Source organism: Flavobacterium ranwuense (genome assembly GCF_004349315.1).
Lineage (GTDB): Bacteria > Bacteroidota > Bacteroidia > Flavobacteriales > Flavobacteriaceae > Flavobacterium > Flavobacterium ranwuense.
In genome coordinates this window covers 80,608-103,794 of the sequence record NZ_SMLH01000011.1, presented here as the reverse complement: position 1 = coordinate 103,794, position 23,187 = coordinate 80,608, and the positions used below count along the sequence as shown (strand labels likewise).

The following is a 23,187-nucleotide window of genomic DNA, read 5'->3' as shown; positions in this document are numbered from 1 at the left end:
TAATTACTACAAGTCTTTTCTTTTTTAGTATGTCAAAATACTATTTGTCTTTTGTAAACGGTATTTTCTGCCCGTCACTCAAAATCATGTCTAATCCAGTTTTACTTTCATTAAATTGAAATGTAATTCCTGCTTGTTTAGACTTAAAAGTATCTTTCTCAATACGTTCAACAGTAAATGATGGATAATTCGTTATGGCAACATTTAAAGCATTATTCTTCTCTGAAAACACAATTTTTATTGGAGCATTTTTATTAGAATAGGTTCCTAAATATTCATCTAAGATAATGTCAACATCAATCATTCCATTGGCAGATGTCCAAGTATTATTTTCTTTATTACTATCTGGCAAAGCATGATCCGGGTCAAGAGTAATACTTTCGATTTCTTCAGTAGAATTATGTTTGAATGACCAGTCAACATTTCTTTGCCAAACTTCAACCGGCAATTTAACACGACTTACTTTTCCGCTTTTGGTTTTTATATCTAACGTTACAGGCATTGCCATTTTTTCGAAGTTTTCAATCGAAATTACAACTCCTTGTTTTGGATCGTTTTTCACGTACTTTATCGAATTAATTCCTTGATCTAAACGCCAGTTGTATTGGAACCAACCTCTCCAAAACCAACTCAGATCTTCTCCTGCAACATTTTCAATCGTTCTGAAAAAGTCATCCGGTTGTGGATGTTTGTAAGCCCAACGTTCTACATACGTTCGCAAAGCTAAATCAAAACGCTCTGGTCCAAGAACTTGTTCACGCAAAATCACTAATCCTGAACTTGGTTTTGAATACGCTAAAAGACCAATATTAGCTTCCTTCATATTATCAGGCGAACTCATTATAGTTTCAAGATTTGGACTCGTATACACTTCAGCTCTTTGGTGCATATCAGCTGGTTTATCTTTGTATTCGCCATTATTAAAATCAACAGAACTCAATGAATTAATAAAAGTATTAAAACCTTCATCCATCCAAGCAAACATTCTTTCGTTTGACCCAACAATCATAGGAAACCAAATGTGTCCAAATTCGTGATCTGTAACGCCCCATAAATCTTCCCCTTTTGATTCCCAACTACAAAAAACAATCCCTGGATATTCCATTCCACCTTCGTTTCCGGCAACATTTGTAGCCGCTGGATAAGGATATTCTAACCATCTTTTAGAATAATTTTCAATTGACGCTTTCGTATATTCTGTCGAACGTCCCCAAGCTGCTTCACCGGCACTTTCCACAGGATAAACAGAAATAGCCAATGATTTTTTTCCGCTAGGCAAATTTATTTTTGCAGCGTCTAAAATAAATGCTGCTGAAGATGACCAAGAAAAATCACGGGCATTTTTAATTTTATAATTCCACGTTTTAGTAGTTGCAGTAACTGTTTTTGATGCATTTGCAACTTCGGCAGCAGTACGGATAAAAACTGTTTTATCACTTTGTTTTGCCTGAGCCAATCTATTTTGCTCCACAGTAGAATAAACCACTGTAGGATTTAGTAATTCTCCTGAACCTACTACAATATGATTGGATGGCGCTGTAATGCTCACATCAAAATCACCGTATTCCAAGTAAAATTCCGAAGCTCCTAAATACGGATTAGTATTCCAGCCTCTTACATCATCATACACACACATACGTGGATACCACTGCGCTATGGTGAAAATTTTTCCGTTTTTAGTTTCTAAAACTCCCATTCTATCAGAACCTTCAAAAGGAGCTATAAAAGAAAAGTCAATTTTGATTTTAACAGAACCACCTTTCGGTCTCAATCCATCAGGAATAAAAACCTGCATTCTGGTATCCTTAATTACATACTTAGCTTCAACCTCAGTAGATTTTCCTTTTACAGTAGCAATTACTTTAACTGATTTTATTTTATGTCCACCGTCAAAAATTTGGCCTTGAGCCCCATTTCGGCTTCCTGTCAAAGGAACAACCGCATTTCCACGGGAATCCGCTTTAAATAAATTTTGGTCTAAATTCATCCAAACAAAAGCCAATTTATCTGGGCTGTTGTTCGTATAGGTGATGATTCCTGTTCCGGAAATTTCGTTCTTTTTTTCATCCAATTTTGCCGTCAATTGATAATCGGCTCTGTTTTGCCAATATTCAGCCCCTGGTTGCCCACTTGCTGAACGAGTACTTGTTCCATTTTTTGAATAAAAAAATGGGGCAAAAGCATCATGATAATCATAATTTGAGATTGGGTTACTTGATACATTTGCAGGGGTTTGTTGCGCCCAAATAGACGTAAACCCTAATAATAAAGCCAAATATAGCATGACTCTGAAGCGACTGTTTTTCATTTTCTTAAAATTTATATCACAAATTAATGAAAAAAAAGAATATTTTAAACTATTCAGAAAGAATAGATTCCATTTTAAATAAATAAAATCAAGCTTAAACCTAATTAGAATTAAAAATTATAAAATATATTTACCATACAAAAATCAATTTTAAAATTAACGAAGAACAATTTTGACAACTATAATAAATAACTCGAATCTTTCTGCTGAAATTAAGCACCTTGGAGCTGAATTAATTTCCTTAAAAACGAATCGGAATAGAGAATACATTTGGGAAGGGAATCCTGATTTTTGGGGCAAGCACTCTCCTATTTTGTTTCCAATTGTTGGTACATTAAAAAATAATTCCTTTCATCATAATGGAATGGAATATCATTTATCGCGACACGGTTTTGCCAGAGACATGGAGTTTGAATTAATCGATAGAAAAGAAACCAGTGCTACTTTCTCCATACAATCTTCTGATCAAACTTTGAAAGTCTATCCTTTTGAATTTGAATTGCAAATCATTTACACATTAGACGGAAATAATTTATCTATTGAATATAAAGTTATTAATAAAGGAAAAACGGAAATGCCATTTTCAATTGGAGCGCATCCCGCTTTTGCTTTACCAAATCAATTCGAAAATTATTCTATTGCTTTCGAAAAAGAAGAACTTTTAGAATATTATCTTTTGGAGGATGATTTAATTTCGAATAAAACTAAAAAATTAGAAGTTCATAATAAACAGATTCCGCTAACGTATGATTTGTTCGAAAACGACGCTTTGATTTTCAAAACATTACAATCGAATTCGTTGACGATTTTAGAAAACGAAAATCCAATTTTAAAAGTGAATTTTGAAAATTTTCCTAGTTTAGGAATTTGGACAAAAATGAATGCACCATTTCTTTGTATTGAACCTTGGTTTGGCTATTCGGATACCAATGAGAATTCTGGAAATCTATTGGAGAAAGAAGGCATTCAGATCCTCAATTCCAGAGAAAACTTTGAAGCAAAATTCAGCATTGAAATTTATAACCTATGAAAACTATTTTCTATATTTGAATAAATATAACCGAAGTTCGTAACTAAATAAAACTATGCGTAATTTACCACTTCTGTTAATCTTTATACTTTTATCATCCGGTTGTTCCAGTTATAAAGTATCCGAAGATTATGTCTTTCCTTCCAAAAAAGATAAAGCTCTGTATATTAAATCTTATAATCAAACATTGAAATTATGGGACATTCCGTTTGAAGAAACAGATGTGATGACAAGTTACGGTATGGCACATATCATCATCAGCGGACCAAAAAATGGCGAGCCTGTGATTTTATTCCATGGTACTGATGCAAGTTCCTCCATGTGGTTTCCTAACATCAAAGAATTCAGCAAAAGATACAGGGTTTACGGGATTGACTTTCCTTTAGAAGCTGGAAAGTCGGTAACAAACTGTATTAAATTGAGCAATAAAGAAACTGCTGATTTCTATAATGAGATTTTTGAGCATTTTCAGATGAAAAACATTAATTTGGTTGGGGTGTCGAGAGGCGGCTGGATGGCCACCTATTTAGCCGTACAACCTGATAATAAAATTAAGAAAATAGTTTTACTGAGTCCTGCACAAACCTTTGGAGGCATCGAAAACATATGGAAAGTCCTCACTGCACTAAATCTTAAATTATTTCCAAGCCCAAAAAGTTTAATGAAATTTTTTAATGCATTTTCATACTATCCAGATAAAATTGACAGTATCTTTAAAGAACAACTTTATCTGGCTTATAAATATGGGAATAGTAAACCCAGGTTATTAAATATGGTACGGTTTTCAGACAAGGATTTAAGATCATTAAAAATTCCTGTTCTGGTTTTGGTTGGTGATCATGATATCGTGAATAGTGAAAAAATATTCGTGAAAGCACACAAATTAATTCCAAATGTAGAAACAGCAGTTATCAGGGACGCAGGGCATTTCTTATCTATTGATCAATCCGAAATTATAAATAAAAAAGTTGTCGAATTTTTAAATAAAAACTAATAATGTTAACTATAAATTTCAGTCCATTCCCAAATTTAGAAACTGAACGCTTGCTTTTAAGAAGAGTGGATACTAATGATATAAAAGAGATTTTAGCTTTGCGATCTAATCCGGAAACGATGAAATACATTCCAAGACCTTTAGTCAAAACGGATGAAGATGCCTTGGAACATATTGCAATGATAGATACCAAAATAGAAACTAATGAAGGTATAAATTGGGCAATTACATTGAAAAATGATCCAAAACTAATTGGAGTAATTGGTCATTACAGAATAAAACCAGAACATTATCGAGCTGAGATTGGGTATATGTTACTTCCTGAATTTCACGGAAAAGGAATTATTTCTGAAGCGGTAAAAGAAGCAGTCAAGTATGGTTTTAAAATAATGAAACTACATTCCATTGAAGCATTCATAGATCCTGAGAATCATGGATCTGCAAAAGTTTTAGAAAATAATGGTTTTGTTAAAGAAGCGCATTTAAAAGAAAATGAATTTTTTGAAGGGCGATTTTTGGATACGGTAATTTATTCCATTTTGAACAAATAGTCTTTGTTCTTGTCTCCTTTTATAATGTTAAATGCGTTTAAACTGACAATATTAACTTTAAACATAAAAAGCAATCAAACATTAATCTCTATATTTGCGCCTGTTTGTGGTCAATATTGACTGGAAAACAACAGAAAATATACTTTATGAAAAAATTATTTATTGCCTCTTTTCTTTTCTTCTCTTTTTTATTACAAGCACAAACGTATATAAAAGCAAATGCTTTGACTACTTTATTGACAGTTCCAAATGTTGGTATTGAAACCAGTATTGGAGAAAAATCAACTTTACAATTTGATGTTTTGGCTTCTTTTTGGGAATCAGTAAATGGTAAACCTAGAGAATTTTATACTTTCACACCTGAATATAGGTATCATTTTAAAGAGAAATACAATGGTTTTTATGCAGGTGCTCATATTGGTGCGAGCATATTTAATTTCCAGAAATGGAATTATTTGAATACTACTTTATATGAAAAAGGGTTTGGGTATTTCATTGGTTCAACTATTGGATATCAAGTGAAAATCAATGACAAATTTATGTTGGATTGTTTCTTAGGCGGCGGTTGGCATCAAGGTTTTTATAAAGGATATGACTTAACTACTGGCGAACGTTACGAGAAAGCTCAAAAATATAACAAAAGCGGCGAATGGCTGCCTTACAGAGGTGGCGTTATGGTTTCTTATAAGTTAAACTAAAACCTATTTGGGTAATTTAGCTACTGATTTTATATACAAATCTTCCACTTGTTTTCTTGCCCAATCCGTTTTTCGTAAAAAAGTTAAACTGGATTTTATACTTGGATTATCTGTAAAACATTTAATTTTTACTAATTCTCCAAGAGTATCGAACCCATAATAATCAACTAATTGTTCAACGATTCTTTGAAGTGTAATTCCGTGAAGCGGGTCTTTTGATTTTGAGTTTTCCATTTTGCAAATATATAAAATCAGTAAATAATAATTTTTTAAATTTATTCAAATGAAAAAATTCATACTTATAATCGCTTTTTTTGCTTTGCAAGTTAGTTTTGGACAACAAAATACAACAACTTATTATTTTATACGTCACGCTGAAAAAACAGATAATTCTCAAAATCCTGATTTATCGGAAAGCGGTTTGGAAAGAGCTAATCTTTGGAACAAAATATTCTCAGAAGTTAGTTTTGATGAAATCTACTCAACGGATTATAAAAGAACAATACAAACTGCAAGTCCTACAGCTACAGCCAAGAAGATTCAAATTAAACTGTATAACCCTAAAAATATAGCTATTGAATCTTTCAAAAAAGAAACTTTAGAAAAAAAGGTTTTGATTGTTGGACATAGCAATACTACACCGATTTTTGTAAATCAAATTATTAATCAAAAGATTTATGCGGATATTGAAGATACTATTTTTGGTAATCTTTATATTGTAACTATAAATGGAGACTCGATTACACACCAATTGCTGAAATTGCCATAAGTTATTGCTAAACCTTTAATTTTTGCTACATTTGCAAACTATGCTAAAAACAATAAATATATTAAACAAAAGAGCTCGATTTGACTATGAAATAATCGAGACCTTCACTGCTGGAATTGTTTTAGCCGGAACCGAAATCAAATCTATCCGATTAGGAAAAGCAAATATTACAGAGAGTTTTTGTGAATTTAGTAATAACGAACTTTTTGCAATAAATACCTATATTGAAGAATATACTTTTGGCAATCAATTCAATCATAAAGCCAGAAGCGAACGTAAATTACTTTTGAATAAAAGAGAATTAAAAGGTTTGCTAAAAAGTGTTCAAGCCAAAGGATTAACCATAGTTCCCTTGAAATTATTTACCAATGAAAAAGGAATGGCTAAACTACAGATTGGTCTTTGTAAAGGTAAAAAAACCTACGACAAGCGTGAATCTCTTAAAGAACAAGACACTAAACGTGACTTAGACAGAATCAAAAAATCATTTTAAATTAAAAAAGTATTGAATGAATTATTTTTTACTTAAAAAAATGACTAAATTTGTCAAGACAATTTAAAACATTTTTAAAAATGAAAACACTACTCAAAAACGCAAGAGAACAAAAAGGACTCAAAACTAGAGAAGTGGCTCAGCTTTTAGGAATTGATCAAGCTTTAATAAGTAAATTTGAAAGTGGAGGCAGAAAACCCACCAGAGAACAAGTTATAAAGTTAGCTTCTTTACTGGAAATAGATTTAGAAACAATAATGGTAATTTGGCTTAAAGAGAAAATTCTTTATGAAATTGGCGAAGATGAATTTGCGCTAAAAGCATTACTGGTTGCAGAAGAAGAAATTAGATACCAAAGCAAACCTTCAAAGAAAAAATTATCTACTACACTTCAGAAAATTTTAGATGAAATAGATACATTAAAAACAAAACTGGATAGTTTTCGTCAGTTTGACAGTTATCGTATTGCTCAGGCACTCGAATTAGAATATACTTTTGAAAGTAACCGAATTGAAGGAAATACCATGACGTTACGCGAAACTGATTTAGTTATCAATGAAGGTTTAACTATTTCTGGAAAAAGTATGCGAGAACATCTTGAGGTGATTAATCATCAAGAAGCGATTGCATACATAAAAGATTTAATGCAAAGAAATACTTCTATAAATGAACGCGAAGTACTGTCTATCCATAATCTTATTTTGAGAGGGATTCATCCTGAAGATGCGGGTCGCTACAGGAAAGTGCAGGTGATGATTCAAGGGAGCAGCCATATGCCACCACAACCGTTTCTGGTTGCCAAAGAAATGGAAGCTTTTTTTATTTGGTATGAAACCAATAAATCAAGTCTTCATCCTATAGTTTTGGCGGGTGAAATACACGAGCGTTTAGTCACCATCCATCCATTTATTGATGGGAATGGTAGAACATCGCGTTTAGTTATGAACTTAATTTTATTACAACATGGTTATATTATCGCCAATATAAAAGGCGATTATAACAGTCGAATGCAATATTACCAAGCACTGGAAACGGCTCAAACAAAAAACAATAAAGAAGATTTTTTATTGTTTATTGCTCAAATAGAAAAAGAAAGTTTAGAACGGTATTTAAATATTATTGGTCAATAAGAAACCCGCTGATTAGCGGGTTTTTATTTAATTTTTATCTTCTAATAAAGGAACGAATCTAAATTCACCAAACTCATGTTTCTCGAATTGTGTTTCATTTTTTCGAATTAACAAAGTCATAATTTGTACCTCTTCCCCTAACGGAATAACTAGCCTTCCTCCTATTTTTAGCTGTGCCATCAAAGGCTGAGGTATAAATGGAGCACCTGCAGTTACGATAATACTATCAAAAGGGGCATAACTTGGCAACCCTTTATAACCATCTCCAAAAGAAAGATGTTTGGGGCGAATATTCAATTTTGGAAATAAAACAGAAGTTTGCTTAAACAATTCTTTTTGTCTTTCAACGCTAAATACTTTGGCTCCTAACAAACATAAAACAGCTGTTTGATATCCAGAACCTGTTCCTATTTCTAAAATTTTATGCTCTTTTTTTACTTCTAATAATTGAGATTGAAAAGCTACTGTATATGGTTGCGATATCGTTTGACCAGCACCAATAGGAAATGCTTTATCTTGATAAGCATAATCTTCAAAACTGGAATTTAAAAATAAATGTCTTGGAATCTTTTTTATCGCATCCAAAACACTTTTATCAGTAATCCCTTTTTGCTCTAAAACGCTTATTAATTGATTCCGAAGTCCTTGATGCTTGGCTGTGTCTTTCAAAATTTAATATTTTATTTTGGTAAAAATAGAAAAGAATTTCTGAATTCAAATGTTGGATTTTAAATTTTAAATTAACTAAATAATTGTCCCATATCAATAATAGATTAATCATTTTATTGCTATTTTTGTAAAAATTACATCGTTATGCTGAAAATTGGAGTATTAGGTGCTGGTCATCTAGGAAAAATACATTTGCGTTTATTACAACAATCTGATAAATATGAATTAGTCGGTTTTTATGACCCAAATCAAGAGAATGCCGAAAAGGTTTCTAAAGAATTCGGCTATAAACATTTTAGCACAATTGCCACTCTTATTCATGCAGTTGATGTAATTGACATTGTAACACCAACTCTTTCTCACTACAAATGTGCCAAAGTAGCCATTAAATCCGGCAAGCACGTTTTTATTGAAAAACCCATTTCAAATACGGTGGAAGAAGCCGAAGAAATTATCGCTTTGGCGGCAGCATATAATGTCAAAGGTCAAGTAGGTCATGTGGAGCGTTTCAATCCAGCATTTATCGCTACCAAGAATATGATTGAAAATCCTATGTTTATTGAAACCCATCGTCTTGCTGAATTCAATCCTCGTGGAACCGATGTTCCCGTAGTTTTAGATTTGATGATCCATGATATTGATGCTATTTTGAGCGTTGTAAAATCAAAAGTGAAAAATATAAATGCCAGTGGTGTTTCGGTTATCAGTGATACGCCGGATATTGCCAATGCCAGGATAGAATTCGAAAATGGTTGTGTTGCCAATTTAACTGCGAGCAGAATTTCGATGAAAAACATGCGTAAATCTCGTTTTTTCCAAAAAGATGCTTATATCTCAGTTGATTTCTTAGAAAAGAAATGTGAAGTGGTAAAAATGAAAGATGCTCCGGAAGTTCCCGGTGATTTTGATATGATTTTACAAAATGCTGAAGGCGTAAAAAAACAAATCTACTTCTCCAATCCAGATGTAGAACAAAACAACGCAATTCTTGATGAACTGGAATCATTTGCAGATGCTATAATCAATGATACAGAACCTGTTGTAACATTGGAACAAGCAACTGAAGCGTTAAGAGTGGCGTATCAAATTATTGATTGTTTTAAAAAGTAAATAAAATTTGTTTAAAGTTTAAAGTTGCTCAAGAGAACTTTAAACTTTAAACTTTTAAACTTTAAACTAAAAAATATGAAAGCAATAGCCGTAATCGGAGCAGGAACAATGGGGAATGGAATCGCCCACACCTTTGCACAAAGTGGTTTTACCGTAAAATTAATAGATGTTTCAGAGAAATCTTTGGATAAAGGAATGGCAACTATCGCCGCTAATTTAGACCGAATGATTGCAAAAGGGAGTATCACCCAAGAAGACAAAGCTAAAACGATCACCAATATTATCACTTATACAGATATTAAAGATGGTGTTGTAGGTGTAGATTTAGTGGTTGAAGCTGCGACAGAAAATGTTGAATTGAAATTAAATATTTTCAAACAATTAAACGAAGCTTGTTCTCACAATACGATTTTGGCAACCAATACTTCTTCCATTTCGATTACTCAAATTGGAGCAGTTGTGGCTCATCCGGAACGTGTTATCGGAATGCACTTTATGAATCCGGTGCCTATCATGAAACTGGTAGAAATTATTCGTGGTTATAATACTTCTGACGAAGTGACAAAAATCATCATGAATCTTTCTGAGAAATTAGGAAAAATACCTGTTGAAGTAAACGATTATCCTGGTTTTGTTGCCAATAGAATTTTGATGCCAATGATTAACGAAGCTATCGAAACATTATACAATAAAGTGGCGGGTGTTTATGAAATTGACACTGTTATGAAACTCGGAATGGGACACCCAATGGGACCTTTACAATTAGCAGATTTTATTGGTCTTGATGTATGTTTGGCCATTCTAAATGTAATGTACGACGGTTTCAAAAACCCAAAATATGCGCCTTGTCCATTACTGGTAAATATGGTTCGTGCAGGAAGAATGGGAGTGAAATCTGGTGAAGGTTTCTACGATTATTCTGAAAGCAAAAAAGCAGAGAAAATTTCTAAACAATTTATTTAATGTCATAAAGTTTGAAAGTCAAAAGTCTTAAAGTCCGTTTCTTTAAACATTCGACTTTATGACTTTATGACTTTATGACTTTCGACTTTTAACATAATTATGGCCAAAATAGTTCCTTTCAAAGCAGTTCGTCCTACTCGTGATAAGGTTTGTCTTGTCACTTGTCGTTCTTATGAAGAATATGTAAATGCTGAATTAGCAGCGCAATTGGATTTCAATCCGTTGTCTTTTTTGCATATACTAAAACCCGCTTACACCAATCAGGAAAGCGTTTCTTTTGAAAAAAGATACCGACAAGTACATCAAAAATACGAGGATTTCAAAAATGAAATCATTTTAGTAAAAGACAAAAAACCTGCCATTTATATTCATAAAATTGTTACCAAAACACAATCATTCACAGGGATTATTGCAGGGACAAGCGTAGAAGATTATCGCAATGATATCATCAAAAAACATGAAGACATTATTGCTTTCAGAGTCCGATTACTAAAAGAATACATGAAATATTCAGAGTTCAATACAGAACCGGTTTTAATGACGTATCCTGATAATAAAACGATTGAAAACTGGATTTTTAATTGTACCCAAAAATTAGCCGATTTTGAATTTTCAACCACAAAAAAAGAGATTCATTATCTGTGGAAAATTGAAGATGCATTAGAAATCAATTGGCTACAAAACATATTTGAAAAAACAAATAATCTTTACATAGCTGACGGTCATCATCGTACCGAAGCACTGAAATTACTATCCGAAGAAAATGATGATTCAGAAAATACAGCAAAAAATCATATTCTGAGCTATTTAATTTCCGAAAACAATGTCAAAATATATGAATTCAATCGTTTGGTAAAAGATTTAAACGGTTTTTCGAAAGAAGATTTCATAAATGAATTAGAAAAGAATTTCATTGTTGAAAACAAATTCCAACAACCTTTTCAGCCTTCTCAAAAGCATCAGTTCGGAATGTATCTTGACAATGCCTTTTATAGCTTAATTTTGCGAAAAGAAAATGAAGTTTTCAAAACAGCTCTGGATAGTTTAGACACACAAATTTTATACAAGAAAGTGTTGCTGCCAATTCTAGCCATTGAAGATTTACGCAATGACGAACGAATAGAATATCTTTCAGGAAAACAATCCGTTTTAGAGGTAAAAAATAAAATTGACCAAGGAGAATTTGAAATTGGTTTTATATTATTCCCCTCAAATATTGGAGAAATAAAAGCTTTGGCTGACGCCAATTTAATAATGCCTCCAAAAAGTACGTACATCGAACCCAAGTTTAGAAGCGGATTAGTCGTTTATGAACTTTAGGTTTTAGTAACGCTTTAAAATCAAAACATTAAAATGTCAATAGCAAACAACTTACTCAAGATAAAATCAACCTTACCGTCAGACGTAACCTTAGTTGCGGTTTCAAAAACCAAACCTGTTTCGGATTTAATGGAAGGGTATGAAGCCGGTCAACGCATTTTTGGAGAAAACAAAATCCAGGAAATGGCCGAGAAATGGGAACAAATGCCCAAAGACATTCAATGGCATATGATCGGTCACGTTCAAACAAATAAAGTCAAATTTATGGCACAATTTGTGAGCTTGATTCATGGAGTAGATAGCTTAAAATTAGTACAGGAAATCAACAAACAGGCGCTAAAACACAATAGAGTTATCGATTGTTTATTACAAATACATATTGCTGAAGAGGAGACTAAATTTGGTCTTGACGAGAAAGAACTCGCTTCACTCCTATCTTCAAATGAATTTCAAGAACTGAAAAACATTAGAATCGTTGGATTAATGGGAATGGCAACTTTTACAGACAATAAAGATCAAATCAAGAAAGAATTCACCCATTTGAAATCTATTTTTGATCAATGCATAATTCATAATTCACAATTTACCATTCTTTCTATGGGAATGTCCGGCGATTATCAACTCGCAATTGAATGTGGAAGCACAATGGTTCGGATTGGAAGTAGTATCTTTGGAGGAAGAAATTGATTTTTGATTTCAGATGTTTCGTAACTTGAAACATTAAACATTAAATAAAAAATTTGTACGCAATACTAGACATAGAAACCACTGGAGGACAATTCAACGAAGAAGGAATCACTGAAATCGCCATCTATAAATTTGATGGTCATGAAGTTGTGGATCAATTCATCAGTTTAGTAAATCCGGAAATTCCAATTCAGCCATTTGTAGTGAAACTAACGGGGATTAATAATGCTATGTTACATTCTGCTCCAAAGTTTTTTGAAGTGGCCAAACGTATTATCGAAATGACAAATGATTGTGTTATTGTGGCCCATAATGCTTCTTTCGATTATAGAATTTTACGAACTGAATTTAGACGATTAGGATATGATTTTGAAGCCAGAACACTTTGTACCGTTGAATTATCAAAAAAACTATTACCGGAGCAACCATCCCATAGTTTAGGAAAACTAGTTCGTGCGCTTGGAATCCCAATGGCAGATAGACACAGAGCTAGTGGCGATGCTTTGGCGACAGTCAAACTATTTAAAATTCTTTTAGAAAAAGATTTAGAAAAAGAAATTGTAAAAGATTTTATAAAACTGGAAATCGAAAAAGGAATCGCTCCAAAATTACTGGATATTGTTTCTGGTTTACCCGCTAAAACAGGCATCTATTACATTCACAATGAAAAAGGAAATCTGATCTATATTGGCAAAAGCCGAAACATAAAAAAACGTGTAAATCAGCATTTTACGGGGACTTCCACAAAATGCAAGAAAATACAAGCCGAAGTTTTTACGGTAACATATGATGAAACCGGAAGTGAATTGATCGCTTTATTGAAAGAAAGTGAAGAAATAAAAATCAACAAACCTATTCATAACCGAGGACAAAGAAAAAATACTTCCCAATTGGCTTTATACGCTGAAAAAGATAAAAATGGTTATCTCAATCTAAAACTTCAAAAAGCAGACGGTCGAAAAAAAGAAATCACCTCATTTACTTCCTTACAAGAAGGAAAAAATGCGTTGTTCAGAATAACATCCCATTATAATTTATGCCAAAAACTTACCGGTTTATATGTTTCAAAAACTAACTGTTTTCAATACAATATAAAAGAGTGTGACGGTGCTTGCATTGGAGAGATTTCTGCTGAAGAATATAACGCAAGAGTTCAGGCATTTATAGAAAATAATAGCTTCGAAAATCAAAATATGCTACTTGTTGACCAAGGAAGAACCATCAATGAACGCAGTGCAGTTTTAATTGAAAACGGAATTTATAAAGGCTATGCTTTCTATGATTTAAACTATCAAATAAACAACATCGAAATCCTTAAAAATATTATTATTCCCATGCAAAATAATAAGGATACACGTACTATCATTCAAGGTCATGTTCGAAAAAGTAAAACACTGAAAATTGTAAAATTCTAATCATATGCTAATAATTACAACATAATTATGCAAAGATTAAAGTCAAAATTTGATGCTTTTAGACAAAGAACTAATATCGTAATTTACGGAACAAATACCGCTTCCGGAAGATTATTTGACCTCATTCTTTTAGGCGTTATTCTATTGAGTGTCGTTATAGTGATGCTTGAAACAGTCAAAGGTTTTGACACAAAGTACCACCAACAACTCATTGTTTTGGAATGGATTATTACTATTTTCTTTACTTTAGAATACATTCTTAGAATTATATCGATTAAAAACCCCATAAAATATATCTTTAGTTTTTATGGAATAATTGATTTGATTGCAACATTACCTATGTATTTCTCCCTGTTTTTTGTTGGAACAAGCGTTTTAACAGTCGTTAGAGCTTTACGATTGTTGCGATTATTCAAGATTCTGAAACACCCAAAATTCTCCAGCCAATCCACCCACTTAAAAGAAGCGTTGATTGCCAGTAAAGGAAAAATACTTATTTTCATCTATTTCATGTTAATCAGCAGTATCATCATTGGCTCAGTAATGTATATCGTTGAAGGAAAAGAAGGCGGTTTTACCAGTATTCCTATCAGTATTTATTGGACAATCGTAACACTGACAACGGTAGGATATGGAGATATTTCGCCTATAACACCGCTAGGACAAGCCATAGCATCGGCAGTAATGATAATGGGTTATGGCATTATTGCGGTTCCTACAGGAATAGTTTCTGCGGAATTCGCAAACAGCAATCGTAAAAAAAATAATTTAGAAAAAATCAATCCTTGCCCAAGTTGTGGTACTGAAGGACATGAACATAACGCAAAATACTGCTACCATTGTGGTGCAGAACTATAATTTATTAATTTGAAGCAATTCCAGCTGTACACTGCAACTCTCGTTATCCCAGTTGTTTTTCTAAGGCATAAAAGGAGCTTCCTTTGGTCGCTCTTCTACACCAAGAAAAACAAACTTTCATAACTCCGGGGTTTCCGTTTCCATCTGGGCTAAGAAATATGAAATACTTAATAACCATTATTGGGCCCACGGCTATAGGAAAAACTTCCTTGAGTATAGTATTAGCTAACTATTTTAAATGTGATATTATTTCCTGTGACAGCAGACAGTTTTTCAAGGAAATGACCATTGGAACCGCTGTACCAAGCAAAGCCGAGTTAGCAGCGACTACCCATCATTTCATCCAAAACAAATCAATATTAGAGAATTATACAGTTGGTGATTTCGAGAAAGAAGCTATTGCTAAACTTGACCAATTATTTTTGACAAATGATTATGCCATTCTGGTTGGCGGTTCCGGATTGTATGTAGATGCCATTCTAAAGGGTTTTGATGAATTTCCCGAAATAGATGCTGCAGTACGTACTGAAATAACCACAAATTACGAAAAACTAGGAATTGGGTATTTGCAACAAAAACTGGAAGTTTTAGATCCTGATTATTACAAAAGTTTGACCGCCGAAAATCCTCAAACATTGCAAAACCCACAACGAATGATGCGTTTTGTAGAAGTATGCTTGGGTTCTGGGAAACCCTATTCTTCTTTTTTAAACCAGAAGCAAAACACACGCAACTTTACTCCTATTTTAATTGGTTTAGAAGCCGACAGAAAAATCATTTACAGTCGAATCAATCAACGTGTTGATGTCATGATGAATGAGGGGCTTCTGGCTGAAGCCAAAACATTATTTCCAAATAAAGAGTTGAATGCTTTGCAAACTGTAGGTTACAGAGAATTATTCAGCTATTTTGACAGAGAAATTTCATTAGAATTTGCTATCGAAGAAATAAAGAAAAACACTCGAAGATTTTCAAAACGCCAGTTGACTTGGTTCAAAAGAAATGAAAACACCAAATGGTTTGATTTCGAAACTCCGTATGAAGCTATTGTGGATTACATTAATTCAAAAAAAGTAAAACAATAAATCTTATATCTAAGAATACAAATTCATAATTTATAATTCACAATTAATAATTCTCTACATGCCTATCTCTCCAAATTTTACTTCTGTTCTTAGCAAAGACTGGGAAATCAATTTTACACAATGCGCGCCAAATGGATTTTTAAAATACACTGATTTGTGTAATATTTTACAATTAACAGCTGCGGCACATTCAGAAATTGGTGGAATCAGTTTTACTGACATGCAGGAATTTGACCAAGCATGGGTCTTGAGCAGAATGCGAGTTGAAATCTCTGAATTACCAAAATGGGGAGATACTGTAACCGTGAAAACATGGATCAATTCCTTGGAGAACTCCCGTTCAGTACGGGCGCTGGAAATGCACATAAATGGAGATAAAATTGTAGGCTCTGAGACTTTTTGGGCTGTTTTTAATACTAAAAAACGTCGGCCGGAAGGATTGGCTTTACCGTTTGAACATTTTGAATTATATCCCGAAAAAAGAGCCACTATAGAAGGTTTTTCTAAAATCAATTTCAATTATGAAAAAGAAATAGTTTTTGAAAGAAATGTATTTTTATCCGATCTAGACATTGTAAATCATGTCAATAATGTCAAATACCTGGAATGGTGTTTGGATCTGGTTGACGAAAAATTAATCCTGAATCAAAAAATTGAAAGTTTTGAAATGAATTTCTTAAAGGAATTATCATTAAAAGACAAAGTGATTATTCACGAAAGTATTTCTGAAAGAGAGACTGTTTTTAGTATTACAAAAGAAGATAAGACGAGTTTCGCTTTACAATTGAACTGGAAATAAAAAAGTCCTTTCGCTCCAAAAAAAAAAGCCTCAATTTCTTGAGGCTTATATCTATTTATTCTGCTACTTTATTCTTAACAACTAATCTGAATCCTTCTCCGTGGATGTTTAAAATTTCCACATCTTCATCAAGTTTCAAATACTTTCTCAACTTAGCGATGTACACATCCATACTTCTGGAAGTAAAATAGTTGTCATCTCTCCAAATTTTCGTCAATGCCAATTCTCTTGGCATCAAATCATTTTCGTGAAGAATTAACATTTTCAATAATTCATTCTCTTTTGGAGATAATTTTATTGGCTCTTCATTATTAAAAGTTAAAAAACGAAGTTTTGAATTCAAATGGAATTTACCAATATTAAATTCAAATTGTACTTGCTCTGCTTTGGTATCCGATGATTTTCTTTGAATTATCGCTTTGATTTTCATCAACAATACTTCAGAATCAAACGGTTTATTCAAATAATCGTCAGCACCCGCTTTATATCCTTTCAACACATCTTCTTTCATCGATTTTGCTGTTAAGAATATAATTGGCACTTCATTGTTTTTTTCTCTGATTTCTTTCGCCAAAGTATAACCATCTTTGTAAGGCATCATTACATCCAGAATACATAAATCATAAGTATCCTTTTTGAATTTTTCGAACCCTTCCATTCCATTTTTGGCTAAAGTGACATCAAAATCATTTAGCATTAAATAATCTTTTAAAACCGCTCCAAAATTAAGGTCATCTTCAACTAAAAGTATTTTTTTATTTACATTTTCCATATTCTAATTTATTAATGGTAATTTTATTATGAAGGTACTCCCTTTTCCCTTTTCACTTTCTACATATACTTGACCGTTATGGTCGTCAACAATTCTTTTTACGTAAGCTAAACCTAAACCGTGTCCTTTAACATTATGAATGTCTCCGGTGTGTTCTCTGTAGAATTTTTCAAAAATTCTTTTCTGAGCTATTTTACTCATTCCCAAACCACTATCTTTTACTTTGATAATGACCATATCTTTGATATTTTCAGTGAAAATTTCAATTTCAGGAACATTAGGCGAGTATTTTATCGCATTTTCTAAAATATTCACAATGACATTAGTAAAATGAACATCATTGATTAAAACTGTGGTTCTAATCGCCTTAAAATGGCAGGTAATTGTTCCTTGCCTGTCTTCTAAAATCAAATTCACATGATCTATTGCATCTTCAATAATCTCATGAATATTATTTGATTCCTTGGTAATATCCAATTCTCTCTTTTCTAATTTAGAGATTCGCAATACATTTTCTACTTGTGCATGCATGCGCTTATTTTCGTCCTTAATCATTTGAAGGTATCGTAAAACCTTCTCTTTATCATCTATTATTTTTGGATTTTTAATCGCATCCAAAGCTAAATTTATCGTTGCAATTGGTGTTTTAAATTCATGCGTCATATTATTAATGAAATCATTTTTGATTTCAGAAATTTGACGTTGACGAATTAATTGATTCAATGCACTCGTATACGCGATTAAAATAATCAGAGTAAAAACAATAGAAAGAACTGTTATACTAACGAGCTCTGATAATAAAAATTTCTTTTTTAGAGGAAAAGTTACTAACAATTGGTACTTACTATTCCCTTCATTATCTGTAAAAATAGGTATTGAATAGGTGGCATCTTTATCATATTTAAACTCGTTTGATTTAATTTTGGTAGCTAAATTATTGCTGTAAATACCAAACTCAAATCTTGTTTCAATACCATATTCTTCTAATTCTTTTTTAATCAGTTTCTGTAAAACATCACTAGAAACACGTTCATCAATTGGAACTACCAACAATGCATCCTTGGCTGAAATTTCAAAAATAGCATTGTCTAAAACTGCAAGATTACCTGATTTTTCAATTCTAACATCAGGAATCAAACTTTGACTCACTCCTGATTTATCCATAGAGTTATTATTGTAAACTTCCGTTACACGTTTAGAACTAAAGCTTTTAAATTTTTTATTATCAAATTTTTTATCAAAGAACGTTGGCGAAATATTATAATTTTCAGAAATTATACTGTTAGAATATATGATGGTTTGTTTTGTTTCTGGGTTTTTTTGAACATAGTAAAACTCCAATAGTTCTTCCTTTTCAGGTACTTTTCCAGTACTGTCTTTATAATGATTTAATCTGTCGTAAAAATCATAGGTCTCTTGCTTTTGAAGCTTATCTGCCACATTACCAATAACTTGCTTGACATGAAATTTAAACTGCTCGTCATTGTTTTTGAATGAAGTATTAAACCAATATACTTGAACAAGAATTATCCCTATTAAGGACAGACTCATCAATAAAACAAGTAATCTAAAAAAAAGTTTATTCATCGAAACAAATTTAGTATTTTAACAATATATTAAATAATAGATTAACCAAACATTAACACCTATAGCACATTTTGTTTAATCTTTAAAATTTTAAGAATTTTAACAACTTCCAATTTTGTAGTTTCTAAGGAAGTATTTTCTATGATAAAATCGCTTTTTGAGATGCGTTGTTCATCAGTCCATTGTGCATTTATTCTTTTTAAAACAAGTTCCCGTGTCGTTTTATCACGCTCAACAACCCTCTGAATCCTTGATTCTATTGGTGCTGTGACAGTTATAATCAAATCGCAATTTTTATAACCTCCACTTTCAAATAAAATAGCCGCTTCATAAATAGCATAAGGATTTTTTTTGTGCAGTAAAAGCCATTGGTCAAAATGCTTTTTTACGGCAGGGTGAACAATATTGTTAAGTTTTTCTAATTTTTCAGGGTTACTAAATACAATTTTAGCCAATTCTTCTCTATTCAACTTCTCGTTTTCAAAAATTGCATCGCCAAATACCTTTTTGATGGCTCCAATAATTTCTGATGTTTGCATGATTTTTCTGGCTTCGTCATCAGCAATGTACACCGGAACACCAAATGATTCAAAATAATTTGCAATGGTAGTTTTCCCACTTCCGATACCGCCAGTTAAACCAATTATTTTTGTCATATTAAACTTTGAAAAATAATTCAGGAAAAGCTTCTTGGGGTTTTTGCTTCAAAATGATAATTTTATAAAAAGATTTTATAAAACCCGTTCCGTAACCATAAAATTGTTTCCAAACGGCTATCAATGATAAGAACCCGATTTTTAAGCTTTTATTTTGATAGGAAGACGCCAAAAACAGTATCAAAAAGTAAACAAAATACAATTGAAGCAGCAAATCAAAATTAAAAATCAACATTAATAAAAAGGAACTAAAAAATCCAATTATGAATACCGAAGGAAAGAAAAAAGTAAGCTTATTGTATTTTGGATACCAACTATTCAGAATTGGTCGTGCTTTTCCAAATTTATTTACCTGAATAGAAAACTTATCCCAATCAATTCTTCTCTTGTGATACACAAATGCATTGGGGAAAAGTTTGGTTTCAAAACCTAGATTCCACAAACGAATTGACAAATCCGGATCTTCGCCAGGATGAATATTTCCAAACCCTTTTGATGCTTCAAAAGCTTTTCTGGATAATCCCATATTAAAACTTCTAGGCTGAAACTTGTCTATTTTTTCTGAACCTCCACGAATTCCGCCAGTGGTTAGAAACGAAGTCATCGCAAAATTAATTGCTTTTTGTATATCCGAAAAACTGTCTAAAGCCTTATCTGGTCCTCCAAAACAATCTACATAATTCTGTTTTAAAGCTTTATCAACTTCTGATAAATATTCCTTTGGAATAATACAATCCGAATCAAAAATGATAAAATAATCACCTCTGGCTTTTTTCATTCCATAATTCCTTGAATCTCCAGGTCCTGAATTTTCCTTGTAATAATAGGAAATATCCAATTTGTCACCATATTTTTGAGCTACATCTTTGCAAACTATGGAAGAACCATCTTCAATAATAACAATTTCAAAAATTTCGTTATACGTTGAATGAGATAAGCTTTCTAAAAGTTCATCAACTTCGTCTGGACGATTGTAAACTGGTATAATTAGGGAAAATAACATAAATTAAAAATGTGGTATTAAAGAGGTTTTTTAGACTTAAAAAATTTTAACAAATATAATCTTTATCCATAAAAAAACCATCAACTATTAATCGATGGTTTTATAAATAATTTTCTGCTTTTTATTCAAACATTTCCATCACTTCCTGACTTACTCCCATATTTGAGAAACCACCATCATGCAATAAGTTTTGCAAAGTTACTTTTCTGGTCAAATCAGAAAATAGTGTTAGGGTATAATTAGCACAATCTAAAGCAGATGCATTCCCTAAAGGTGACATTTTTTCGGCAAAATTTATAAATCCGCCAAATCCTTTTACACCCTGACCAGCCGTTGTAGGTGTTGGAGATTGAGAAATAGTATTGACTCTTACTTTTTTATCTCTACCAAAGAAGTAACCAAAACTACGTGCTATAGACTCTAAAAACGCTTTGTTATCCGCCATGTCGTTATAGTCCGGAAACACGCGTTGCGCTGCCATATAAGATAGCGCAACGATACTTCCCCACTCGTTCATGGCATCTTTTTTGTATAAAACCTGCATTACTTTATGAAAAGAAACAGCCGAAACATTCCATCCTTTTTCGGTGTATTCGTAATTCTGATTGGTATAATGATTGCCTTTTCGAACATTTACAGACATTCCGATAGAGTGCAAAACAAAATCTATTTTCCCGCCCAGAATTTCCATAGCTTGATCTACTAAATATTCTAAATCAGTCACAGATGTAGCATCAGCAGGGATGATTTGAGAATTTGTCTTTTGTGCCAGCGCATTAATTGTTCCCATTCGTATGGAAGCCGGAGCATTTGTAAGAACAAAAGTTCCTCCTTCTTCAAACACTCTTTCTGCTGTTTTCCATGCAATTGAATTTTCATCCAAAGCGCCGAAAATGATTCCTCTTTTTCCTTTTAATAAGTTATACATAATACAATTAATTTAAGTCAATTCTTTAAAAAAAATAATGCACCTTAAATTTCGAAATGAATAAACCATTGTGAAATTTAAGATGCATTACAGAAACTAAATATTTAGTTTAGTATAGAATTAAGCAATACTTTCGATGTTTACCACTTCGTTTGTATCTGCTTTATAATCTACTCCTTCTACGTCAAAGCCAAATAGATTATAAAAATCTTTTCTGTATCCTTCTAAATCTCCTATTTCAGATAAATTTTCAGTTACAGCTTCAATCCACAATTTAGCAACTTTTTCTTGAACATCAGGACGCATTTCTAAATCGTCAATACGGATTCTTCCTTTCTCATCAACTGGAATTTCATTTCCGGTATATAATCTTTCTTGATACAAACGTTGAATTTGTTCGATACAACCTTCATGAATTCCTTCTTCTTTCATTATTTTATACAACAAAGAAATATACAATGGAATAACCGGAATGGCTGAACTTGCTTGTGTAACCAATGCTTTGTTTACTGAAACAAATGCTTTCCCATTAATACCAGCTAAACTATCAGTGATAGCAAATGCAGTCGCTTCAAGATGATCTTTAGCACGACCAATGGTTCCTTTTCTATAAACGGCTTCAGTCAATGATGGCCCAATATAAGAATAAGCAACAGTTGTAGCGCCTGGAGCCAATAGATTTTGAGCTTTTAAAGCATCAATCCACATAGCCCAATCTTCACCGCCCATTACTGCAACGGTATTTGCTATTTCTTCTTCGTTACAAGGCTCAATTGAAATTTCTGAAACTTTACCAGAATGAAAATCAACTGTTTTATTGGTAAAAGTACTTCCGATAGGTTTCAATACAGAACGATGCAAAACACCGGTAACCGGATGCATACGAACAGGAGAAGCTAAACTATAGATTACTAAGTCCACTTGCCCTAAATCAGCTTTTATAAGATCTAATGTTTGTTGTTTTACTTCATTCGAAAACGCATCTCCATTGATACTTTTTGCATATAAACCCGCAGCATGAGCTTCATTTTCAAAAGCTGCAGAATTATACCAACCTGGTGAAGCTGTTTTACCTTCTGTTGGAGGTTTTTCAAAAAATACACCAATAGTTCCTGCACTAGATCCAAAAGCACTTGTAATTCTCGAAGCTAAACCAAATCCGGTTGAAGCTCCAATTACTAATACTTTTTTAGCCCCGTTGATAGGTCCTTTTGATTTAATATATTCAATTTGATTTTTAACATTTTGTCCGCATCCTTTTGGGTGAGATGTCGTACAAATAAATCCTCTCATTCTAGGTTCTATAATCATACTCTTGGTTATTCGTTTTTTTATTTATTCGTGTAATCGTTTTATTGCTGA

The 23,187-nt window shown here is 32.5% G+C and carries 24 protein-coding genes; 15 read left to right on the top strand and 9 right to left on the bottom strand.

The window, feature by feature from the left end; translation table 11 throughout:
* Positions 1-40: 40 nt before the first annotated feature.
* Positions 41-2,308, bottom strand: coding sequence for a M1 family metallopeptidase (locus tag E0I61_RS15240; RefSeq protein ID WP_132072490.1), 2,268 nt, complete (start codon positions 2,306-2,308; stop codon positions 41-43).
* 172 nt (positions 2,309-2,480) lie between these two features.
* Here E0I61_RS15240 and E0I61_RS15235 point away from each other — a divergent pair, with 172 nt between their 5' ends.
* The 4 genes from E0I61_RS15235 (at position 2,481) to E0I61_RS15220 (ending at position 5,581) form a co-directional block, all read left to right on the top strand.
* Positions 2,481-3,338: an aldose 1-epimerase family protein gene (locus E0I61_RS15235; protein ID WP_132072488.1), complete on the top strand. Its 858-nt coding sequence runs from the start codon at positions 2,481-2,483 to the stop codon at positions 3,336-3,338.
* Between the two features lie 55 nt (positions 3,339-3,393).
* A complete protein-coding gene (locus E0I61_RS15230) occupies positions 3,394-4,332 on the top strand; it encodes an alpha/beta fold hydrolase (protein ID WP_132072486.1) in 939 nt (312 codons plus the stop codon).
* A 2-nt stretch (positions 4,333-4,334) separates the two neighbouring features.
* Positions 4,335-4,883: a GNAT family N-acetyltransferase gene (locus tag E0I61_RS15225; RefSeq protein WP_131997280.1), complete on the top strand. Its 549-nt coding sequence runs from the start codon at positions 4,335-4,337 to the stop codon at positions 4,881-4,883.
* Between the two features lie 146 nt (positions 4,884-5,029).
* Positions 5,030-5,581 carry a DUF3575 domain-containing protein gene (locus E0I61_RS15220; protein ID WP_131997283.1) on the top strand — a complete coding sequence of 184 codons (552 nt, stop codon included), beginning with the start codon at positions 5,030-5,032 and terminating at the stop codon, positions 5,579-5,581.
* Between the two features lie 3 nt (positions 5,582-5,584).
* On the opposite strand, the gene E0I61_RS15215 is transcribed toward E0I61_RS15220, so the two are convergent.
* Positions 5,585-5,815, bottom strand: coding sequence for a VF530 family protein (locus tag E0I61_RS15215; protein WP_131997286.1), 231 nt, complete (start codon positions 5,813-5,815; stop codon positions 5,585-5,587).
* Between the two features lie 49 nt (positions 5,816-5,864).
* Between E0I61_RS15215 and E0I61_RS15210 the strand changes: the two genes are divergently transcribed.
* From E0I61_RS15210 to E0I61_RS15200, 3 genes are all read left to right on the top strand, one after another.
* Positions 5,865-6,350: a phosphoglycerate mutase family protein gene (locus E0I61_RS15210; protein ID WP_132072484.1), complete on the top strand. Its 486-nt coding sequence runs from the start codon at positions 5,865-5,867 to the stop codon at positions 6,348-6,350.
* 40 nt (positions 6,351-6,390) lie between these two features.
* Entirely contained in the window at positions 6,391-6,843 is a 453-nt protein-coding gene (smpB, locus tag E0I61_RS15205; RefSeq protein ID WP_131997292.1) for an SsrA-binding protein SmpB, read from the top strand.
* Between the two features lie 80 nt (positions 6,844-6,923).
* Positions 6,924-7,973 (top strand): Fic family protein, encoded by a 1,050-nt coding sequence (locus E0I61_RS15200; RefSeq protein WP_131997295.1) that lies wholly within the window; start codon positions 6,924-6,926, stop codon positions 7,971-7,973.
* A gap of 27 nt (positions 7,974-8,000) precedes the next feature.
* Here E0I61_RS15200 and E0I61_RS15195 read toward each other — a convergent pair whose 3' ends face one another.
* Positions 8,001-8,642 (bottom strand): protein-L-isoaspartate(D-aspartate) O-methyltransferase, encoded by a 642-nt coding sequence (locus tag E0I61_RS15195; protein ID WP_131997298.1) that lies wholly within the window; start codon positions 8,640-8,642, stop codon positions 8,001-8,003.
* 144 nt (positions 8,643-8,786) lie between these two features.
* Here E0I61_RS15195 and E0I61_RS15190 point away from each other — a divergent pair, with 144 nt between their 5' ends.
* The 8 genes from E0I61_RS15190 to E0I61_RS15155 all read left to right on the top strand — a co-directional run bounded on the left by E0I61_RS15190 (position 8,787) and on the right by E0I61_RS15155 (position 16,879).
* A complete protein-coding gene (locus E0I61_RS15190) occupies positions 8,787-9,752 on the top strand; it encodes a Gfo/Idh/MocA family protein (RefSeq protein WP_131997301.1) in 966 nt (321 codons plus the stop codon).
* 75 nt (positions 9,753-9,827) lie between these two features.
* Positions 9,828-10,715: a 3-hydroxyacyl-CoA dehydrogenase family protein gene (locus E0I61_RS15185; protein ID WP_132072482.1), complete on the top strand. Its 888-nt coding sequence runs from the start codon at positions 9,828-9,830 to the stop codon at positions 10,713-10,715.
* A gap of 99 nt (positions 10,716-10,814) precedes the next feature.
* Positions 10,815-12,035 carry a DUF1015 domain-containing protein gene (locus tag E0I61_RS15180; protein ID WP_132072480.1) on the top strand — a complete coding sequence of 407 codons (1,221 nt, stop codon included), beginning with the start codon at positions 10,815-10,817 and terminating at the stop codon, positions 12,033-12,035.
* 33 nt (positions 12,036-12,068) lie between these two features.
* A complete protein-coding gene (locus E0I61_RS15175) occupies positions 12,069-12,722 on the top strand; it encodes a YggS family pyridoxal phosphate-dependent enzyme (RefSeq protein WP_132072478.1) in 654 nt (217 codons plus the stop codon).
* 53 nt (positions 12,723-12,775) lie between these two features.
* A complete protein-coding gene (locus E0I61_RS15170; protein WP_132072476.1) occupies positions 12,776-14,137 on the top strand; it encodes an exonuclease domain-containing protein in 1,362 nt (453 codons plus the stop codon).
* Positions 14,138-14,164: 27 nt separating this feature from the next.
* Complete coding sequence (locus E0I61_RS15165) at positions 14,165-14,995, top strand: ion transporter (RefSeq protein WP_132072474.1); 831 nt, start codon at positions 14,165-14,167, stop codon at positions 14,993-14,995.
* A gap of 158 nt (positions 14,996-15,153) precedes the next feature.
* A complete protein-coding gene (gene miaA / locus E0I61_RS15160) occupies positions 15,154-16,080 on the top strand; it encodes a tRNA (adenosine(37)-N6)-dimethylallyltransferase MiaA (protein WP_131997319.1) in 927 nt (308 codons plus the stop codon).
* Between the two features lie 58 nt (positions 16,081-16,138).
* Complete coding sequence (locus E0I61_RS15155; RefSeq protein WP_132072472.1) at positions 16,139-16,879, top strand: acyl-[acyl-carrier-protein] thioesterase; 741 nt, start codon at positions 16,139-16,141, stop codon at positions 16,877-16,879.
* A 55-nt stretch (positions 16,880-16,934) separates the two neighbouring features.
* On the opposite strand, the gene E0I61_RS15150 is transcribed toward E0I61_RS15155, so the two are convergent.
* From E0I61_RS15150 to fabV, 6 genes are all read right to left on the bottom strand, one after another.
* Positions 16,935-17,651: a response regulator transcription factor gene (locus E0I61_RS15150; protein ID WP_091170468.1), complete on the bottom strand. Its 717-nt coding sequence runs from the start codon at positions 17,649-17,651 to the stop codon at positions 16,935-16,937.
* A gap of 3 nt (positions 17,652-17,654) precedes the next feature.
* Positions 17,655-19,238 (bottom strand): sensor histidine kinase, encoded by a 1,584-nt coding sequence (locus E0I61_RS15145; protein ID WP_132072470.1) that lies wholly within the window; start codon positions 19,236-19,238, stop codon positions 17,655-17,657.
* 59 nt (positions 19,239-19,297) lie between these two features.
* On the bottom strand, positions 19,298-19,894 hold the full coding sequence (gene coaE, locus E0I61_RS15140) for a dephospho-CoA kinase (RefSeq protein ID WP_131997328.1): 597 nt from the start codon (positions 19,892-19,894) through the stop codon (positions 19,298-19,300).
* Position 19,895: 1 nt separating this feature from the next.
* Positions 19,896-20,897 (bottom strand): glycosyltransferase, encoded by a 1,002-nt coding sequence (locus E0I61_RS15135; RefSeq protein ID WP_132072468.1) that lies wholly within the window; start codon positions 20,895-20,897, stop codon positions 19,896-19,898.
* Between the two features lie 121 nt (positions 20,898-21,018).
* Positions 21,019-21,828 (bottom strand): enoyl-ACP reductase FabI, encoded by an 810-nt coding sequence (locus tag E0I61_RS15130; RefSeq protein WP_205728763.1) that lies wholly within the window; start codon positions 21,826-21,828, stop codon positions 21,019-21,021.
* A gap of 117 nt (positions 21,829-21,945) precedes the next feature.
* Positions 21,946-23,136, bottom strand: coding sequence for an enoyl-ACP reductase FabV (gene fabV, locus E0I61_RS15125; protein ID WP_131997337.1), 1,191 nt, complete (start codon positions 23,134-23,136; stop codon positions 21,946-21,948).
* Positions 23,137-23,187: the final 51 nt, after the last annotated feature.

Coding starts and splice junctions, on each gene's coding strand:
- E0I61_RS15135 (WP_132072468.1), bottom strand. CDS start 20,897: ATGTTATTTTCCCTAATTATACCAGTTTACAATCGTCCAGACGAAGTT.
- E0I61_RS15165 (WP_132072474.1), top strand. CDS start 14,165: ATGCAAAGATTAAAGTCAAAATTTGATGCTTTTAGACAAAGAACTAAT.
- E0I61_RS15210 (WP_132072484.1), top strand. CDS start 5,865: ATGAAAAAATTCATACTTATAATCGCTTTTTTTGCTTTGCAAGTTAGT.
- E0I61_RS15185 (WP_132072482.1), top strand. CDS start 9,828: ATGAAAGCAATAGCCGTAATCGGAGCAGGAACAATGGGGAATGGAATC.
- coaE (WP_131997328.1), bottom strand. CDS start 19,894: ATGACAAAAATAATTGGTTTAACTGGCGGTATCGGAAGTGGGAAAACT.
- E0I61_RS15155 (WP_132072472.1), top strand. CDS start 16,139: ATGCCTATCTCTCCAAATTTTACTTCTGTTCTTAGCAAAGACTGGGAA.
- E0I61_RS15175 (WP_132072478.1), top strand. CDS start 12,069: ATGTCAATAGCAAACAACTTACTCAAGATAAAATCAACCTTACCGTCA.
- smpB (WP_131997292.1), top strand. CDS start 6,391: ATGCTAAAAACAATAAATATATTAAACAAAAGAGCTCGATTTGACTAT.
- E0I61_RS15190 (WP_131997301.1), top strand. CDS start 8,787: ATGCTGAAAATTGGAGTATTAGGTGCTGGTCATCTAGGAAAAATACAT.
- E0I61_RS15200 (WP_131997295.1), top strand. CDS start 6,924: ATGAAAACACTACTCAAAAACGCAAGAGAACAAAAAGGACTCAAAACT.
- E0I61_RS15240 (WP_132072490.1), bottom strand. CDS start 2,308: ATGAAAAACAGTCGCTTCAGAGTCATGCTATATTTGGCTTTATTATTA.
- E0I61_RS15145 (WP_132072470.1), bottom strand. CDS start 19,238: ATGAATAAACTTTTTTTTAGATTACTTGTTTTATTGATGAGTCTGTCC.
- E0I61_RS15180 (WP_132072480.1), top strand. CDS start 10,815: ATGGCCAAAATAGTTCCTTTCAAAGCAGTTCGTCCTACTCGTGATAAG.
- E0I61_RS15225 (WP_131997280.1), top strand. CDS start 4,335: ATGTTAACTATAAATTTCAGTCCATTCCCAAATTTAGAAACTGAACGC.
- E0I61_RS15230 (WP_132072486.1), top strand. CDS start 3,394: ATGCGTAATTTACCACTTCTGTTAATCTTTATACTTTTATCATCCGGT.
- E0I61_RS15220 (WP_131997283.1), top strand. CDS start 5,030: ATGAAAAAATTATTTATTGCCTCTTTTCTTTTCTTCTCTTTTTTATTA.
- miaA (WP_131997319.1), top strand. CDS start 15,154: ATGAAATACTTAATAACCATTATTGGGCCCACGGCTATAGGAAAAACT.
- fabV (WP_131997337.1), bottom strand. CDS start 23,136: ATGATTATAGAACCTAGAATGAGAGGATTTATTTGTACGACATCTCAC.
- E0I61_RS15215 (WP_131997286.1), bottom strand. CDS start 5,815: ATGGAAAACTCAAAATCAAAAGACCCGCTTCACGGAATTACACTTCAA.
- E0I61_RS15150 (WP_091170468.1), bottom strand. CDS start 17,651: ATGGAAAATGTAAATAAAAAAATACTTTTAGTTGAAGATGACCTTAAT.